Annotated in this window: 12 protein-coding genes; 11 read left to right on the top strand and 1 reads right to left on the bottom strand. The window is 51.9% G+C overall.

All coding sequences use genetic code 11. From position 1 onward, the window contains the following. Positions 1–175 precede the first annotated feature (175 nt). From gnd to ACTRXD_RS17615, 6 genes are all read left to right on the top strand, one after another. Entirely contained in the window at positions 176–1,195 is a 1,020-nt protein-coding gene (gene gnd / locus ACTRXD_RS17640) for a phosphogluconate dehydrogenase (NAD(+)-dependent, decarboxylating) (RefSeq protein WP_442433095.1), read from the top strand. 520 nt (positions 1,196–1,715) lie between these two features. After that, positions 1,716–3,254, top strand: coding sequence for a glucose-6-phosphate dehydrogenase (gene zwf, locus ACTRXD_RS17635; RefSeq protein WP_442433094.1), 1,539 nt, complete (start codon positions 1,716–1,718; stop codon positions 3,252–3,254). A gap of 140 nt (positions 3,255–3,394) precedes the next feature. Further along, positions 3,395–5,671 (top strand): molybdopterin oxidoreductase family protein, encoded by a 2,277-nt coding sequence (locus ACTRXD_RS17630; RefSeq protein ID WP_442433093.1) that lies wholly within the window; start codon positions 3,395–3,397, stop codon positions 5,669–5,671. Positions 5,672–5,683: 12 nt separating this feature from the next. Continuing rightward, a complete protein-coding gene (locus tag ACTRXD_RS17625; protein WP_442433092.1) occupies positions 5,684–6,415 on the top strand; it encodes a NapC/NirT family cytochrome c in 732 nt (243 codons plus the stop codon). Between the two features lie 156 nt (positions 6,416–6,571). Continuing rightward, positions 6,572–6,793 (top strand): hypothetical protein, encoded by a 222-nt coding sequence (locus ACTRXD_RS17620; RefSeq protein WP_442433091.1) that lies wholly within the window; start codon positions 6,572–6,574, stop codon positions 6,791–6,793. A 69-nt stretch (positions 6,794–6,862) separates the two neighbouring features. Then, the gene (locus ACTRXD_RS17615) at positions 6,863–7,633 is read left to right on the top strand and encodes a DUF3313 domain-containing protein (RefSeq protein ID WP_442433090.1); all 771 of its coding nucleotides are present in this window, start codon (positions 6,863–6,865) and stop codon (positions 7,631–7,633) included. A 184-nt stretch (positions 7,634–7,817) separates the two neighbouring features. Here ACTRXD_RS17615 and ACTRXD_RS17610 read toward each other — a convergent pair whose 3' ends face one another. Further along, the gene (locus tag ACTRXD_RS17610) at positions 7,818–8,549 is read right to left on the bottom strand and encodes a lipid-binding SYLF domain-containing protein (RefSeq protein WP_442433089.1); all 732 of its coding nucleotides are present in this window, start codon (positions 8,547–8,549) and stop codon (positions 7,818–7,820) included. Between the two features lie 359 nt (positions 8,550–8,908). Here ACTRXD_RS17610 and ACTRXD_RS17605 point away from each other — a divergent pair, with 359 nt between their 5' ends. The 5 genes from ACTRXD_RS17605 (at position 8,909) to ACTRXD_RS17585 (ending at position 17,471) form a co-directional block, all read left to right on the top strand. Beyond that, entirely contained in the window at positions 8,909–10,156 is a 1,248-nt protein-coding gene (locus tag ACTRXD_RS17605) for an efflux RND transporter periplasmic adaptor subunit (RefSeq protein ID WP_442433088.1), read from the top strand. A 5-nt stretch (positions 10,157–10,161) separates the two neighbouring features. Further along, the gene (locus tag ACTRXD_RS17600; protein WP_442433087.1) at positions 10,162–13,398 is read left to right on the top strand and encodes an efflux RND transporter permease subunit; all 3,237 of its coding nucleotides are present in this window, start codon (positions 10,162–10,164) and stop codon (positions 13,396–13,398) included. A gap of 1 nt (position 13,399) precedes the next feature. Continuing rightward, a complete protein-coding gene (locus ACTRXD_RS17595) occupies positions 13,400–14,911 on the top strand; it encodes an efflux transporter outer membrane subunit (protein ID WP_442433086.1) in 1,512 nt (503 codons plus the stop codon). A 334-nt stretch (positions 14,912–15,245) separates the two neighbouring features. Continuing rightward, positions 15,246–16,118 (top strand): ATP synthase F1 subunit gamma, encoded by an 873-nt coding sequence (gene atpG / locus ACTRXD_RS17590; protein WP_442433085.1) that lies wholly within the window; start codon positions 15,246–15,248, stop codon positions 16,116–16,118. Between the two features lie 276 nt (positions 16,119–16,394). Beyond that, a complete protein-coding gene (locus ACTRXD_RS17585; protein WP_442433084.1) occupies positions 16,395–17,471 on the top strand; it encodes an AI-2E family transporter in 1,077 nt (358 codons plus the stop codon). Positions 17,472–17,734: the final 263 nt, after the last annotated feature.

Below are 17,734 nucleotides of genomic sequence, written 5' to 3'. Positions count from 1 at the left end.
AACCCTTCATGGTTTTCCTTTGAACTGCCTCAGAATATGGTTGAAAAATTTGGCCAGGGATCAATTGTTACGCAGGGGCTGAATCAGTGTGATGAAGGACGCTTCGGTTCCATTTCCATGGATCATTGATTAAGTCATGATTAAATCCAATTCCATAAAAAAAGGAGAAAGTGTCATGCAAATTGGAATGATTGGATTAGGACGAATGGGAGCCAACATGGTCCGGCGACTGATGAACAATGGTCACGACTGTGTGGTGTATGATGTCTCCCAAAAGGTTGTCCAGGAACTTTCCAAGGAAGGAGCAACAGGGGCATCCTCACTGGACGACTTTGTGGCCAAATTGGAAAAACCTCGCGTGGCTTGGATGATGGTTCCGGCAGCCTTCGTGGATCGCATGATCACAGACCTGATCTCCAAAATGGAGACGGAAGACATTCTTATTGATGGAGGCAATTCGTACTATCGTGACGATATCCGTCGAGCTAAGGAACTAGGGGCAAAAGGTATCCACTATGTCGATGTAGGGACGAGCGGTGGCGTCTGGGGTCTCGAGCGAGGATATTGCCAGATGATTGGAGGAGAAACCAATGTGGTCAAGCATCTGGACCCTATTTTTTCCGCGTTGGCGCCGCCCATCGACACTGCCCCGCGAACCCCTGGACGGGAAAACGCTCCCGGCACGGCGGAGCATGGGTACCTCCACTGTGGACCAGCCGGGGCTGGGCACTTTGTGAAGATGGTGCACAACGGAATTGAATATGGTCTCATGGCAGCCTATGCCGAAGGACTAAATATTTTGCAACAGGCCAACATCGGAAAACGCGACCACACCGCAGATGCTGAGACATCTCCATTACGCAACCCTGAAGCGTATCAATACGATTTGAACCTGGCGGACATTGCCGAATTGTGGCGGCGAGGGAGTGTTGTAGGATCCTGGCTTCTTGACCTGACTGCGATAGCGCTCATCAAAAGCCCGGATCTGGGCAAATTCTCTGGGAGCGTGGCTGACTCCGGCGAAGGGCGTTGGACCATTGAAGCGGCAGTGGATGAAGGCGTCCCGGCCCCTGTTCTTACGGCAGCACTCTTTCAGCGATTTAGTTCCCGGGGAGAAGCCGAATTTGCAGATAAGGTTTTATCGGCGATGCGGTTCGAGTTCGGCGGACACGTCGAACGTCCAACGGGAGGGTGAGAGAGTAAGTTCTGAGTTTAGCGTTTGGCATTTCAAAGTTGGATTTGAAAAGGGTAATGTTGAATAATAAGGATGTTCAAGGGCAAATTTGCCCAGGATTAGATTACTCATCAAAGACTTCGAGTCGGTTCAAAAAAGCATGCCCTGAGTCTTCCCGAAGGGTCCGTCCAGTCCTGCCCTGAGTCATGCCGAAGGGAAGGCCGCAGCCGTTTTTACGCACGGAGCGTACACTTAGTACGTGAGCACGGAAAAATGGCGAGAACGCCGCTGGCGGCTTTTTTTAACAGACCCAAAAGGATTCGTTTCACAGAAGAAACTCTCCCCTTTGCCATGGAAGGCTGAAGGGGGAGAATCTCTTCCTCCCCTAACCTAACCTTACAGCGGAGGAGAGCGTAGAAATAGAAGATCCGCCATGAAAGATCCCATGCTTAAGGCTCTATAATTTTTTGTCGTTCGAAACCCTCAACACGGAATACGATTTTTATTCCAAACCTTCAATTTGAATTCCTAAAAGGAAACCATGGCTGCATCAGAAAATGAAAAAACATCCCCCAAGACAGCCGGGACACCCGCTCCCCCCTGCGCTATCGTCATCTTTGGTGGGTCCGGGGACCTGACCAAACGTAAATTGGTTCCTGCTCTTCACTATCTGGCAAAGAGTAGTTTGATTTCCACATCTTCCGCAGTGATAGGGGTTGGGTTACCAAAGATGACCGACGAGGAGTTCCGTCAAAAAGTAGGGGACGATCTCAAGGAATTTGCCACATCTCCCATTGATCCAGCCCGTTGGGAAACTGCTCGTTCCCGCTTCTCTTATGTGTCCGGTGAATTTACCGACCCGAAAACCTATCAAGAGCTACAGAACAGATTAATCCAGATTGATAAAGAACATAGGACCAAAGGAAACTATCTTTTTTATTTAGCCACTTCCCCCACGTTCTTTGGCACGATTGTTCAACAATTGGGTGCGTGCGGGCTGAGTCAGGAAGAGAACGGACAGTGGCGCCGTGTGATTATTGAAAAACCATTTGGCCATGATTACGAGTCTGCCTGTGCCCTCAATCAGGAAATTAAAAAAGTTCTCCATGAACAGCAGATCTATCGAATTGACCATTACCTTGGCAAAGAAACTGTACAAAACATTATGGCATTCCGTTTCGGAAACGGGATCTTCGAACCGATCTGGAACCGGGAGTACATTGACTACGTGCAAATCACCGCTGCAGAGACAGTCGGTGTGGAACAACGGGGGGGATATTATGAGGGGACAGGTTCCCTTCGGGACATGATTCCCAATCACCTTTTTCAGTTACTGTCCCTCTCCACTATGGAGCCTCCTATTTCCTTTGAAGCGAATGCGGTTCGGGATGAACAGTCCAAGATTCTCCGGTCGATTCGTCCCTTCACAAACGAAGAGGTCCTGAGCTGTGCAGTGCGGGGGCAGTATGGCGCAGGCACGGCCGGGAATAAACCTGTTTCAGCATACCGCGACGAACCCAACGTCTCACCAACGTCTACGACCGACACCTTCGTAGCTCTCAAGCTTTGGATCGACAATTGGCGGTGGGCAGGTGTGCCTTTTTACATTCGTACAGGAAAATGCTTATCGAGCCGCTCCACGATGATTGTGATCCAGTTTAAACTTGCTCCCCATTTACTGTTTAGAAAAACCGCAGTGGAGAGTCTGACACCGAATCGACTCGTTATTCAGATTCAGCCGGAGGAAGCCATCTCTCTACGATTTGGAGCGAAAATTCCCGGTCCGGTTGTTCAGCTGGGAGCCGTAGATATGAATTTTCGGTATGAAGATTATTTCGGGAGTGCTCCCGCTACGGGATACGAGCGTTTGCTCTACGACTGCATGTGCGGGGACCCCACGTTGTTTCAACGGGCGGATATGGTGGAGACGGGATGGTCAGTGATTACGCCCATCCTGGATGTCTGGAAAGCTCTCCCACCACGAGCCTTTCCGAACTATGCAGCTGGGACGTGGGGCCCGAAAGAAGCCGACGAAATGTTAGGAAAGAACGGACACCGTTGGCTGAACTTTGAAGGATAAGAGAATGCTTCCTGGCACAGTTTAATATTATTATCAAATTTTTTGTGCGTTATTCACTCCTCTTCGCGCTCGAATCAGGGTAAACGTGAAAGAAAATAGAGCCGCAGGGGAATGTTTTCCCATCCAAGGAAGGTGAGAATATGGCCGACAAATACGAAAAGACTGAAGGATTGACCCGTCGTGATGCACTACGAGTACTCGGAGTATCTGCGGGAATAGCCATGATCGCCCCCCTGTCCGGTTGTGGCAGTGCCTGGCAACGACAGCCTGTTATCCCTGTGGATGCCTGGCACAAGGGGGTCTGCCGTTTCTGTGGAACCGGATGTGGAATGATGATTGGCGTCACCGACAAAAAAGTCGTGGATGTCAAGGGAGACGAGTATGCTCACAACCGGGGCCGTCTTTGTATTAAGGGACTCATGAATCGAGAAATTCTTTACGGGGAGGGTCGAGCCCTCTATCCGATGATCCGGAAAAACGGAAAATTGGAACGGGCAACCTGGGACGAAGCCATGGATCTAGTCGCCACTCGATTCCGTGAGGCGATCGAGGAACATGGTCCGGACAGTGTGGCGTTTTATGGAAGCGGACAACTCTATACCCAGGAAAGCTACACCGCCAACAAACTCTTCAAAGCGGGTATAGGCACGAACAATCTGGACGGCAACCCACGGCTCTGTATGGCCTCTGCCGTGACGGGATACACAAGCTCATTCGGGAAAGACGAGCCGGCCGGATGTTATGAGGACATGGATTATTCCGACTGTTTCTTTATCACGGGGTCGAACACTCTCGAATGTCACCCCATTCTTTGGGAACGCATGCTGGATCGCAAGCGAAGTCACCCTGAAACGACCCTTATCGTCGTTGACCCTCGGAGGACGTTTACGGGAATGCACGCGGATTTATATCTCCCCATCTATCCAGGGACAGATGTGGCCCTCTATAACTCAATGATGAATGAGTTTATCCACAACAATTTTATTGACGGGCATATGGTGGAGCACTACCTCTCCTTTCAGGAAGGGGAGCAAAAGCGGACGTTTGAGGATTTAAAAAAACATGTGGCCCAGTATCCAGCTGAACGAGCGGCAAAAATCTGTGGAATTACTCCGAGAGATATCCAGGAGGCCGCGTTTATGTTTGCTTCATCGAAAGCCACGTTATCTATTTGGACGATGGGATTGAACCAACAGGTGCAAGGCACGGCTTCCAACCGAGGAGTGATCGCCATGCATCTTTTGACCGGCCACTTCGGACGACCAGGAGCCACGCCGTTCTCGCTGACGGGTCAACCCAATGCTTGTGGTGGTGTGCGAGATACGGGATCGCTGTCTCATGCCCTTCCTGGCGGCCGGATGATCGTTAATGCAAAACACCGGGAGGAGATGGAAGATCTGTGGAAAGTCCCGAGGGGTCGAATCGGACCAAAGCCGGGTTATCATGCCGTCGCGCTTTTTGAGGCGATGGCCAAAGGCGATGTGAAGTGTTGCCTGGTCATGTGTACCAACCCCGGTCAGACCCTTCCAAACAGCGGCCCCTATCGAAAGGGCATGGACAAAGGATTCCTGGTGGTGGCCGATTCATTTCATCCAACCGAAACCACGGCATACGCTGACGTCGTTCTTCCGGCCGCCATGTGGGTGGAAAAGGAGGGAGTCACGGGCAATGCGGAGCGCCGGTACCATTTGTACCCGAAAGTTGTGGATCCTCCTGGGGAGGCTCGGAGCGACCTGGACATCCTGGTGGACTTTGCGGAACGAATAGGTCACGGCGACCTTATTTCTGCAAAAACCCCTAAGGATGTATGGGACGAATGGCGTCACGTGTCGGCACACTCCAAATACAACTTTGAAGGCATCACCTACGAACGGCTGCAAACAGAGCGCGGCATTCTTTGGCCGTGCCCGACTGAAGATCATCCCGGGACCAAACGGCGGTATATCCCAGGTGAGGATCCTATGGCACATGGCGCAGGTCGCTTCGATTTCTATGGAAAGCCAGACGGGCGGGCAACCGTTTGGCTCGATTCTCACGAAGAACCCGTCGATCCCTATACCGATGAATTTCCTTTGATATTCAATACGGGTCGAATTTTAGAACATTGGCATACGATGACCATGACGGGACCGGTGCCTGAGTTGCAAGGGATTCACCCGGATTATTTAGAAATTCACTCCCATGATGCCCATCAGTTACAGATTCAGGAAGGCGATCAAGTCATCGTGCGGAGCCGACGCGGGGAAGTGGAACTGCGGGCCAAGTTAAGCTTGGTGGTGAGACCCGGCATGGTCTTTGCCACCATGCACTCGGCCAAATATCTGGTGAATCAAGTCACCCACGATGTGTATGATCCCTTTTCCAAGCAACCGGCTTATAAGCGTTGTGCTGTCTCGGTTCGCAAGAAAACCGTGTAGGGAGGATTGGGCATGGCCATGAAGAACATTCGGCAAATTCGCCGGGCCTGGATGAAATTAGCATTGACCGGAACCTGGATGAGCATGTTCGGGTCAAACTTGGCATTTGCGGCTGAGGGACACGGCAACATCGTTCCTGGAATTGAGCTATTACGAGGAGTCGGAATTGCTTCGGCCTTGGGGGGAATCATTGTCCTGATTCTGGTTCACTTTGTCTACCGAAAAAGACTTTCGCGGGGCACCTATCACTGGCTTCTCTTACTTGGTTTGTTTGTCCTTCCTATCACCGCCACACTCAGTACCACCGCGACTGTGATGGAAGGGACCAAACGGGTGGAGGCTTGCGGCTCTTGTCACGTGATGGATCCCTTTGTGAATGATCTGAAGAATCCGGCGAGTCCTACCCTGGCTGCGCGACATTATAAAAATAAGTGGATCGCGAATGATCAGTGTTATGGGTGTCATATCACCTACGGGGCCACAGGAACCATCGAAGGTAAGCGGGATGGATTTCGTCATTGGTTGTATTACGTGACGGGGACCTATAGTGACCCGATTAAGTTCGTCGGCAGTTATTCCAATTCCAACTGTCTCTATTGCCATGAGGAAACGAAAATATGGGAACGGGTCAAAAGCCACCATGCTTTACGAACCGATTTGGAACAAGACCTCATCGCGTGCATTCGGTGTCATGGACCACCTCACCCCCTGCCTCAGGAACGAACGATGAGTGCTATGAATTGAATACCAAAGTTCAGAGTTTTGCGCTTCGTGTTTGGAATAGAAAAAAGGCCATGTGTGTTGAGAACTTCGAATCGTTCCTGCAACACTAAACTCGAACTTCTAAACTGGAGTCTGCTGTTTTCCTGAACTAGCCCTCACCATTAAGAGGAGAAAAGAATGCCGGAAAATTTACCCTCGGTTGGAGTCACACGACTGATCGGAACTGCGGTGAATTTCGCTCTCGTTGGCCTAGTCTGTGTGTTGTTATTTTTATGGCATGGAATGGGTGCCTGGAGCATGGGCCTAGGGATGTTTGTCGGTATGCCCCTCCTCGTGATTGCCCTATTGTTGTATGTTGTGGCTGTAGCACGAGATATGAAACGACGTGGTGCCCTGTAAAATTGGTCAGAATTTGGAGAGTAAGAGGGTATATTTATGGCAGAGATGGTGAGCCAGAAAGGATTTCCGATGAAGAAGCACGTTCCAAGGTCACCTCTCAATCGAACTGCTCAAGTTTGTCAAGCTGAGGGTGAACGACAATCGCAGAGAGGTCTCAGTTTGGGAAAGTTGCGAATCATCATGTGGGTTCTGATCTTGATGACAGGAATAGTTGGCTGTGCCCAAACTGAACAAGCCAGGGAAGTGGAAACCTCCGGGTTTCTCCGAGATTACTCGATTCTCCAACCTGGAAAAGAAGGGGAAGCTCTCCTCGTATACAAAAACCCTCAAGCCGATTTTTCAATCTATCAGTCCGTGTATGTGGAACCGGTCACCGTCTTGATGTCCAAGAAATCTAACGTTCCCCAGGAAGAACTGAACAGACTGGCCGATGATCTGCGCTCAAAAGTCATCTGGAAGCTGAAAGAGGATTTCCTGGTGGTCCCCAAGCTCGTTCCCGGTGCATTACGAATTGAATTGGCTCTGACAGAGGCCGAACCCTCGGACGTCGGCATGGATATTGTGTCGACCATTATTCCGCCCGCCGGCATGGTGTCCGGGGCGAAAAGCCTGGCGACAGGGACACAGGCCTTTGTGGGACGGGCCAGCATAGAGGCCAAATTAACCGATGGGAACACGGGAACTCTGTTGATGGCAGCTGCGGATCGTCGGGTTGGTGGCAGAACTCTGGATGGTTCCATGGATTCCTGGGACGATGTTCACCAGGCGTTTGAATATTGGGCGGATAAATTAGCCCAAGGGCTTCGTGATTGGCGGAAGACACCGAAACCCGCAATGTAAAAATGAACAAGTTGAGGAATGGCTCAAGGTCAAAATGTCACCTAAAGACGAATAATGCTCAAAGAGTGAAAATAAGTGCACTGCACCCGAATGTTTCCTCCTTGCAACAATGGAAGAGAAAACCCTCGGCCTCGGACATCATGAGCAGGCGAATAATTGTTAAACGGGTAAACGCCGCGAAGTATTAATCGGCTTTTGTGGCGTTCTTCACGACAGCCAGTAACGGGTCGGCTTTCGGATTAGTGACGCTCCGGCGTACGACAATGTCAACAGTTTTAGTAGGGGTCTTGTAATAGCTGGTATTCATGGCATCCCTGGCCGCCACGGCCGCGCCTTCCAGAGAAATGCCCGCAAACAGGCCCTTGGCTTTTGAAAAGGAGATGAGATCAACGCTCAAATTCGGCGCCGTCGATCCTTCCATGCCTCTTCCGATCGGTCCCACCGCAATGGAGGCATCGGCTCCTAGTTTCATGGTCGTGCTCATCATGGAATCGACCCCCTTTTGAGTAAGGACGAGCAAGACGACCTCCGAGGCCTGCCCCCCGAATTGTAATCCGATACTGGCCCCTCCCAGAGTGAAAAAGGCGGGATAGCTCCACTCATTGGTTTTTTCATCCCGTACGAGGAGAACCCCGCTTCCCCCGGATCCTCCGATGAAGAAGGCGCCCTTCAAAAACTGAGGGACAATCAACATGCCTCTCGCTTCTCTCAAATGTTCCCGGAACCATTCCATGTCGGGGTCCGAGAGAAAACTTTCCAGGGTCCCCCTGGCCTTGTCTACGAGGAGATCTTCTTCTGAATTCAGCTCTGCCCAAACCGGCCCTGGTGCGCTCAAAACCATTAAAGAAAATCCGGCTGCTACAAGACAAAAGCACAAGGCGTGTTGCAGAACGTTTTGATGTACTGGTTTAAGCATGATTGTTCCTTTTCATTATATTCGTAAAAAGGGATAAGAAATTTTGTGGACGGATCATGACGCTTGATAGTAGCCTCAAGGCTGAGGTCTTCGGGGACATGATACCCGACCCGGTCATTTTTCTCATCCGTGCCCATGCTCCCCTCTGGACTTCGTCGCGAAAATTCCGGTACAAAAAACAGTCTACTTCAGAATAAACGCCAGAGGGGACAGGGTTCCGAGATCGATATCGCCTGGCTTTTGATGGTAATTTTTGTATGGCAGGCTTGAGAATTGATTGAAAACGTGAAACAATGCGGCCCTTTCCCTATTCGCCCGGTTAAGATACCCCACCGGTGAAGTCATGGAGTGAGAGGTCGATGAGAATAAAGTACATAGTTCCTTCTTTCCAGTACTCACCACCCTTTATCAGGAGAATTCTTTTCCATCCGGTATTTCGTTTTGACAGTCTGCCTTCCGGTCTGCTGGTCTGCCTGTTATTGGCCATGGCCTTTGGGTGCGATCGGAATGAAGTGGAATCCACGCCCCCGCCGCCTGAGGTGCTGGTCGCTGAGGTAGTACAAAAGGACGTGCCGATATATGGGGAGTGGGTGGGAACCACCGTCGGATTCGTGGATGCTCAGATTCGTGCCAGAATTCAGGGCTATCTGTTGTCCCGCGATTACTCGGAAGGGTCCGTGGTGAAGGCCGGTGACCTTTTGTTTACCATCGATCCACGACCGTACAAGGCTGCCCTGGATCAAGCGAAGGCCGAACTTGCCAGGGCGGAAGCGGCTTTTAAAAAGAGTCTGTTAGACGTCAAACGGAACACTCCCCTTGCCGCAGAAGGCGCGATCAGCCAGAAAGAACTGGATGATGCCATGCAGGCAAGTGCTGCCAACCGGGCCTCAGTGGCTTCCGCACGGGCTAAGCTTGATAATGCCCAATTGAACTATGGTTGGACCCGTGTGACTTCTCCGATCAATGGAATAGCAGGAATCGCCACGGCGCAAATCGGTGACCTCATCCTTGAAAATACGGCGATGACGACTGTTTCTCAAGTTGACCCGATCAAAGTCAACTTTCCCATCAGCGAGCGGGAGTATCTAAAACTCGCCGAACGGATCGAAAAGGTCGGTGGTCAGAAAAAATTCAACCCCTCTCATGACCTCGAGCTGATTCTTGCCAATGGAAGCGTGTACCCCCATAAAGGAAGAGCCGTCCTCGCCGATCGACAGGTTGATGTCAAGACGGGGACGATCACGATCGTCAGTTATTTCCCGAATCCCGGGAACCTCCTGCGTCCAGGCCTTTTTGCCAAGGTACGAATTCCCATCGAAACTCGCCCCGGAGGACTGTTGGTCCAACAGCGAGCCATCCAGGAACTCCAAGGCACCTATCAAGTCGCGGTAGTTGGAGAAGAAAACAAAGTGGCATTTCGAAAAGTGACTCTGGGACCCAGGATCGATTCCTTCTGGCTGATCAATGAGGGGCTTCAGCCTGGCGAGATGGTCGTCGTCGAGGGACTTCTCAAGGTTCGGGAAGGAATGATGGTCACACCAAAAACGATTTCGGAAGAATCGCAACCCGACGCTGAGGGTGCTCCCGAACAACCCTCTGCTACCTAATACCCATGGCAAAATTCTTCATTGACCGGCCGATCGTCGCCATCGTCATTTCGATCATCATGACGATTCTCGGCCTGGTCGCCATGGTGCAACTCCCCATAGCCTTATTCCCCAACATCGCCCCTCCGGAAATCCAACTGCAGGGCACCTATGTCGGGGCGGACGCGGTCACGGTCGAACAGTCGGTTGCCACCCCCATCGAACAGCAGATGGCAGGGGTGGACAATTCGATCTACATGTACTCCACGAACGCCAGTAATGGGCAGATGACGTTGCGTGTGAACTTCGACGTCAACACCATCCCTAACGACGACCAGATCCTGACCCAGATGCGATACATGCAGGCCGAATCCCAGTTGCCCACCGACGTGAGAAACTACGGGGTAACCATCAAAAAATCCACCACTAGCCCTCTGATGCTCTTCAGCCTGTATTCCCCGAATGGCACCTATGACGAGATCTTTCTGGCCAACTATGCGTATGTGAATATCAACGATCCACTCTCGCGCGTACCCGGAGTTGGGCAGGTCACGATCTTTGGGGCGGGCCAGTATGCCATGCGCTTCTGGGTGGAACCCGATCATCTCGCCAAATTGGGCATTACCGTAACCGAGATCCTCGACGCAATCAAAAAGCAGAACACGGTCAACCCCGCCGGTCAAATCGGAGCTCAACCGGTTCCCCAAGGTCAGGAATTTACGTATACGGTCCGATCACAAGGGCGCCTGCTTAACGAGGAAGAGTTTGGACAAATCATTGTTCGGGCCGATCCCGACGGATCCATTATCCGGCTGAAGGATGTAGCCCGAGTGGAATTAGGCGCCCAAACCTACAGTATGATCGGCCGTCTCAACGGAAAGCCCAGTGCACTCATTGCCGTCTATCAGCTTCCGGGGTCCAATGCTATTGAAACGGTGGATCGGGCGAAAAAGCTGATGGAGGAAATGAAAGAGCGGTTTCCCGAGGACCTGGATTACGCCGTTTCCCTGGACACAACCCTGGCAGTCAGGGAGGGAATTAAGGAAATCGTGCATACCCTCTTTGAAGCCGTGATACTCGTGATCATTGTCGTGTTTATTTTTCTACAGGGATGGCGGGCCACACTCATTCCTTTGTTGGCCGTTCCCGTCTCGCTGGTGGGGACATTCGCCATCTTCCCGTTGTTGGATTTCTCGATCAACACGCTCTCGTTATTCGGACTCGTTTTGGCCATCGGGCTCGTGGTAGACGATGCCATCGTGGTGGTCGAGGCGGTGGAGCATCATATCGAGAATGGCCTATCCCCTAGGGATGCGACCAGGAAAGCGATGGAGGAAGTTTCCGGGCCGGTGATCGCGATCGCACTGATTCTCGCGGCGGTCTTCGTGCCCACCGCGTTCATTCCGGGAATTACGGGGCGACTCTACCAACAGTTCGCACTCACGATTGCCTTATCGGTGATCATCTCCGCCTTCAATGCCCTGACGCTCAGCCCCGCGCTTTCCGCGATGATTCTGAAACCAAGAACTCCCGCCAGAGGCCCGATGGGGGCATTTTTCACCTGGTTTAACCGTTGGTTCGGGCGTGCCACCGACGGGTATGTCGGGTACTGCCACCATTTGATCCGTAAGTCGGGCCGGGCGATGATCTTTTTGCTTGTGGCTGCGGTAGGCGCCGGCCTGCTTGGAGCCAAACTTCCAACCGGATTTCTTCCGATGGAGGATCAGGGGTATGTCTATTTAAACGTCCAACTGCCCTTGGCGGCCTCCCTGCAACGAACGGATGAAGTCTGCAAAAAAATCGAAGCCATTCTTGCAGACACTCCCGGCATTCAATTTGTGAGCACCATCGTAGGGTTTAGTCTGTTAAGCACGGTCCAAACGACGTATAACGGATTCTTTTTTGTCACCCTTGATCCATGGGAGGAACGGACCGAACCCGAGGAAAAACTTCAGGCTATTTTCAAAAATGTGAACGAGAAACTGGCCGAATTGCCCGAAGCAAACGCCTTTCTTTTCCCACCGCCGGCTATTCCCGGCGTAGGCACTTCGGGCGGCGTGTCTTTCATTCTCGAAGACCGTGCCGGACAGGATGTGGCCTTCCTGGCCGACAACCTCAAGACGTTCATGGAAGCCGGACGACAGCGTCCCGAAATCTCGTCCATGAACACCACCTTCATCCCCGCCGTCCCACAGGTCTTTGCCCGGGTCGATCGGGACAAAGTGCTTAAACAAGGTGTCAAACTTGAAGATGTCTATAAAACCCTGCAAACCTTTATGGGCGGGGTGATGGTGAACTATTTCAACAGGTTCGGCCGTGTCTGGCAGGTATATGTGCAGGCTGAAGGGGAATTCCGGACCAAGGCTGAAAACGTGGGGCAATTTTACGTCCGGAATGAATCCGACGAGATGGTCCCGCTTTCCACGCTTGTGACAATGGAAAAAAGTTCCGGTCCGGAATTCACGATGCGATTTAACGGCTACCGGTCGGCCCAGGTTTTTGTTTCGGCCTCCCCGGGGTACACTTCCGGTCAGGTTATGCAGGCCCTGGAAGAGGTCTTTGCCGAAACCATGCCCCGTGAGATGGGATATGACTTCATTGGAATGTCTTTTCAGGAGAAGGTTGCCTCTGAAGGAGTCCCGGCCAGCGTGATCTTCGGTTTCTCCCTCCTCTTTGTCTTTCTTATTCTTGCAGCCCAGTATGAGAGTTGGGGACTTCCGTTCAGTGTTCTCATCTGTACGCCGATTGCCGTCGTCGGTGCCTTCGGCGCCTTATGGGCACTTGGGATGGAAAACGACGTGTTCACCCAGATCGGTCTCGTCATGCTCATCGGGCTATCGGCGAAAAACGCGATCCTGATTGTGGAATTCGCCAAAATGGAGTATGAAAAGGGTCGTTCTCTCGTCGATGCAACTCTGACCGGAGCCCGCCTGAGGCTGCGGCCGATCCTCATGACATCCTTTGCTTTTATATTCGGAGTGGTTCCACTTGTTCTCTCTTCGGGATCGGGGGCGCATGGGAGAATCCTTCTGGGCGTCACCGTGATCGGTGGAATGATCGCCGCCAGCTTTATCGCCATTTTCCTGATCCCTGTCTCGTTTTATGTGGTGGAGCGGTTGATCCACCGACATGAGGATCCCCCTGACCAAGACCCCGAAGGCCAGGAGATTGAGGATTCCGAACTCCTGGAAGATGAAGAATCGTTGGTTTCCGCACAGACAAAACACGCCCGGACTCAATTCAAAATCCAGGGAGGTCATTAGTATGCAGAGAAGATCTGTCCCGATCCTATTGAGTCTTCTGATGACCTGGAGCTGCACCATGGGACCGGATTATAAACGGCCCGATGTTCCGACAACCGATTCCTGGCGGCTTGCGCCCGGGACCTCGGAATCCATCGCCAATATGCCCTGGTGGGAATTGTTCAAGGATGAAGAACTTCAGAAACTGATCCGTACGGCCTTACAGGAAAACCTTGACCTTCGAGTGGCCGCCGCAGCTGTCCAGGAGTTCAACAACCAACTTATCATTGCCAAATTCGATCTTGCCCCATCCCTCGGGTATCAAGGAGAGGGGATGTACTATCACAATACGAATAATGGGCTGTCCACCGGAAACGGGGCCGTTATACCGGGGCAAGCTGGCGGACAAAGTGGACGGGGTGACCTGGACTTTTCGAGACAATCCTTCGTGGGCGGCATCAAATGGGAAATCGATCTCTGGGGCCGGATTCGCCGGAATATCGAAGCCACACAGGCTGAATTACTGGCGCGGGTTGAAAACCAGCGTGGGGTGGTCATCGCCCTGGTCAGCGACGTAGCGCAATCCTACTTCACACTCCGGGCTCTGGATCTCCAGGTGCAGATTGCCCAACGCACGCTCAAAATCTGGAATGAGGCTGTGAGATTGAGCCGGTCACAATATGAACACGGGTATGCTTCCAAGCTGGATCTGGATCGCTTCGAAGCCGAACAAGCCGGCACAAGGGCACAATTATCCAATCTGGAGCAGCAGGTGGTACAGGCTGAAAACCGGATCAGCGTCCTGTTGGGACACCGTCCAAATGCAATCCCCCGGGGGTTGGTCCTCACGGAACAACCTTTGCCGCCTGAAGTGCCGATCGGGTTGCCTTCCAGTCTCCTGAGCCAACGCCCGGATATTCTGGAAGCCGAACAAAAGCTCGTTGCGGCAACCGCCAACATCGGCGTGGCCCAGGCTCAACGTTTTCCTCAATTCAGTATCAATGCCGGCGGAGGTGTGGCCGGCTTTCAGTTAAACTCGATGGGGACGGGGCCGTTTGCCACTGTTGGAGCATCAGGCACCCTAACCGGCCCGCTTCTCAACGCCACGGCACTTGGCTATGGTGTCGGGGTCCAGACGGCAAAAGAGCAACAAGCACTGGCCCAGTACGAGTTGGCCATTCTCAATGCCTTCAGGGAGGTTGAGGACTCCTTGATCACGATCGAAAAGACCCACGAGCAAACTGAAGCACAGGAGTCTCAGGTAGCCTCCCTCAAGTCCGCGTTAAATTTTGCGGATAAACGGTATCGCGGAGGGTTCGCGTCCTACCTGGACGTCTTAACAGCCCAACGGGATCTCTTTCAGGCCGAACTGAGCCTGGTCTCAACCCGGCAGCAACATCTGAGTTCCATTGTCCGGCTCTACAAAGCCCTGGGTGGAGGTTGGTCCTCCACCGAGGAAAAGGGAAAGCCGGTTTCCTCTCCCTTAGAACCGGTTCCATTAGACCATGAAATACAGTCCGAACTGAAAAGCTAAGATACCGTATGCCTGAAGAGCAAGGCGTGAAATTATCCTGCCGGCAGAATCGATGGAATGGGAAGGCCGGCACGCTTTCTTGAGAACCAGTGAGAAAACTTCCTCGCGGCATTTTCTGGGATCATCTTGCAACCTCCCGCCTTTCCCACACAATAGATTTTCGCACTCATGGCCAGGTGAGTGAAATCGGGAGTTGAACGTTCTGCCCTCTGGGATTTGCAGCGGTGGCTTCCCAATTTGTAACATAGGAGGCTTCCCGGGTGTTTATGGGGATAAAGGAAGCCCCTAATGGTGCCGTTCACCAGATTCTATTCAGTTTAGGAAAGGAGAGAGGATGGCAAACCTACAAGCCTTGCGCCGTAAAATCGGTTCAATTAAGAACACGCAAAAAATTACCAAGGCCATGAAGTTGGTGGCTGCATCCAAACTCCGCCGTGCACAGCAACGAATTCTGGCGTTTCGCCCTTATGGACAGGAATTACGCCGGGTACTTGCCAACCTGAGCGGCCGGGTCAATCAGTCTGTCCACCCCCTGTTTCAAAAGCGCCCTGTTAAGATTATTCAAGTGACCGTGGTGTCGAGCGACCGTGGGTTGTGCGGGGGGTTCAATATGAATGTCTTTCGCAAAGCAATCCAGGTGATCCATGAATGCGAAGGAAGAGGGGCACAGGTCATCGTCGGAGTCATCGGGCGAAAAGGGAGCGAATATTTTCGCCGCCGTCATTGGCCCATTCGCGATCAAAATGTGAATGTCTTTGAACGATTGACCTATGAGCATGCACTCGAAGTCGGGTTGGCTGCAGTAGAAGCGTTTGCCGATGGCGTCTTTGATGAGGGATATATCGTCTATAACGAGTTTAAAAACATCGTGCAACAGCAAGTGGTGGTGGAAAAAGTTCTTCCTATTGAACCGCTGGAAGAATTTGGAGCGGCGGAGACGCAAACCGGAGGTGGGTATCTGTATGAGCCCGATCAGGAGGAATTACTCTCGGTCCTTCTTCCCAAGTATGCACAGGGCCAGGTTTTCCGGATTTTATTGGAATCATCGGCCGCCGAACAAGCCGCCAGAATGGCTGCCATGGATGGCGCTACCCGCAATGCGGGTGAACTCATCAAGCAACTCAGCCTCAAATATAACAGAAGCCGTCAAGAGGCCATTACGAAGGAATTAATGGATATCGTCGGCGGGGCAGAAGCGCTGAAATAACCTGGCGTATTAAAAATGGCCGCGAAGCACAGCCGTCATTACGGCGAGAAAATCTTGTGAAAAACGTTCAATAAAAATTTGTCCCCTACCCTGCCTCTCTCAATTGGATTTGTCAAAAAGGATAATCTAAGATATCCGATTCACTTTTTTTATGGTATTTGCTCAAAACAAATAGCAACGGGTCTATAAAATATGAACGACGATTGGCCCTTCTCTATTACCCCTCAAGGTATCGCGCTAAAACAGCTAACCCCGACCGAAATACCTTGAAGACTCATGCGTCAGGATGAAATTACTAAAAGTGCCTTGGAAGCTGTCACCAAAATCGGCCTGGTGGCTCTTCTCATTGTCTGGTGCTTTGAGATCATCCACCCGTTTGTGGGTCCGATTGTGTGGGGGATCATTATTGCCGTGGGAACCTTCCCGATCTATTGCTGGGTGCAACACTGGGTGACAGAGCGGAACTGGCTGGCGGCTACTCTGATGACCGTGGCTTTAATGCTGATCCTGGTGTTTCCCGTGGTGTTCCTGGTCACGGTCCTGATCGATAATCTCCGCGTGGTCTCTGATCAATTACGTCAAGGCCTGCTGGTCATACCGCCGCCACCTCAAGGGATCAAAGATTGGCCAATGATCGGCGCTTCGATAGAAAAGGTCTGGGGTATGGCATCTGAAAATATTGAGGTAGCTCTTCAACATATTGCCCCGCAGCTGCGTGCATTTGTCTCTCCGCTCCTGGGGGCGGCTGCCACGGTTGGACTGAATATTGTGAAGGTCATCGTGGCGGTGGTTCTAGCCGGAGTTTTTTTGGCCTATTCAGCGGAGGGCTATCGACTATCCAGGGCCATTGGCAGGAGGTTGGCCGGCCAGCAGGGGGGAGAACTGGTAGACCTTGCCGAAGCCACGATGCGCAGTGTCGTACGGGGAGTCCTTGGCGTAGCCCTGATTCAATCAAGTGCTGTCGGTCTCGGTCTGGTCGTGGCCGGAGTGCCGCTTGCAGGCTTATGGACAGTGCTCGCCCTGATTCTGTGCATTGTTCAAATCGGACCCATGCTCATCATGGCTCCCGCTGTGGTCTATATATTTTCGACCAGTGACACGTTTCCGGCAGTTTTGTTTTTAATCTGGAGCATTTTTACCGGATTGCTTGATAACTTGTTGAAGCCATTGTTGCTGGGCCGTGGTCTCGACGTGCCGATGATCGTGATATTCATGGGTGCGATCGGTGGGCTATTAATGTCCGGCATCATCGGTTTGTTCGTCGGTGCCGTCGTGTTGGCACTGGGATTTAAAGTATTCAACGCTTGGCTCAAGGTCGAACCATCAACGACGTCGGAAGGCACCACATCGTGAGCCCTATACAGCAATAGGAAAAAACCGTGGGTCTGAGAAGAGACAGCCTCATACAAAACGAAATACCGAAATAGCTCGATCGGGCAACCAACAGAATGATGTAATAAATCCAATGCTATATATCAAGGCTGCCAGAGCCATCATCAGACGTTGAATCAAACAATACGATAAAAAAAACCGCTCACACAAACCACAGCTATTCTCTTTTCACCGGCCTTTAAAATGAACAATGTCGAACATGGGTGATTCTCTCCTTCTTGCGA

The organism is Nitrospira sp. T9 (assembly GCF_052156535.1).
In the GTDB taxonomy this organism is placed as follows: Bacteria; Nitrospirota; Nitrospiria; order Nitrospirales; family UBA8639; genus Nitrospira_E.
This window is presented reverse-complemented; position numbering and strand designations above follow the sequence as displayed.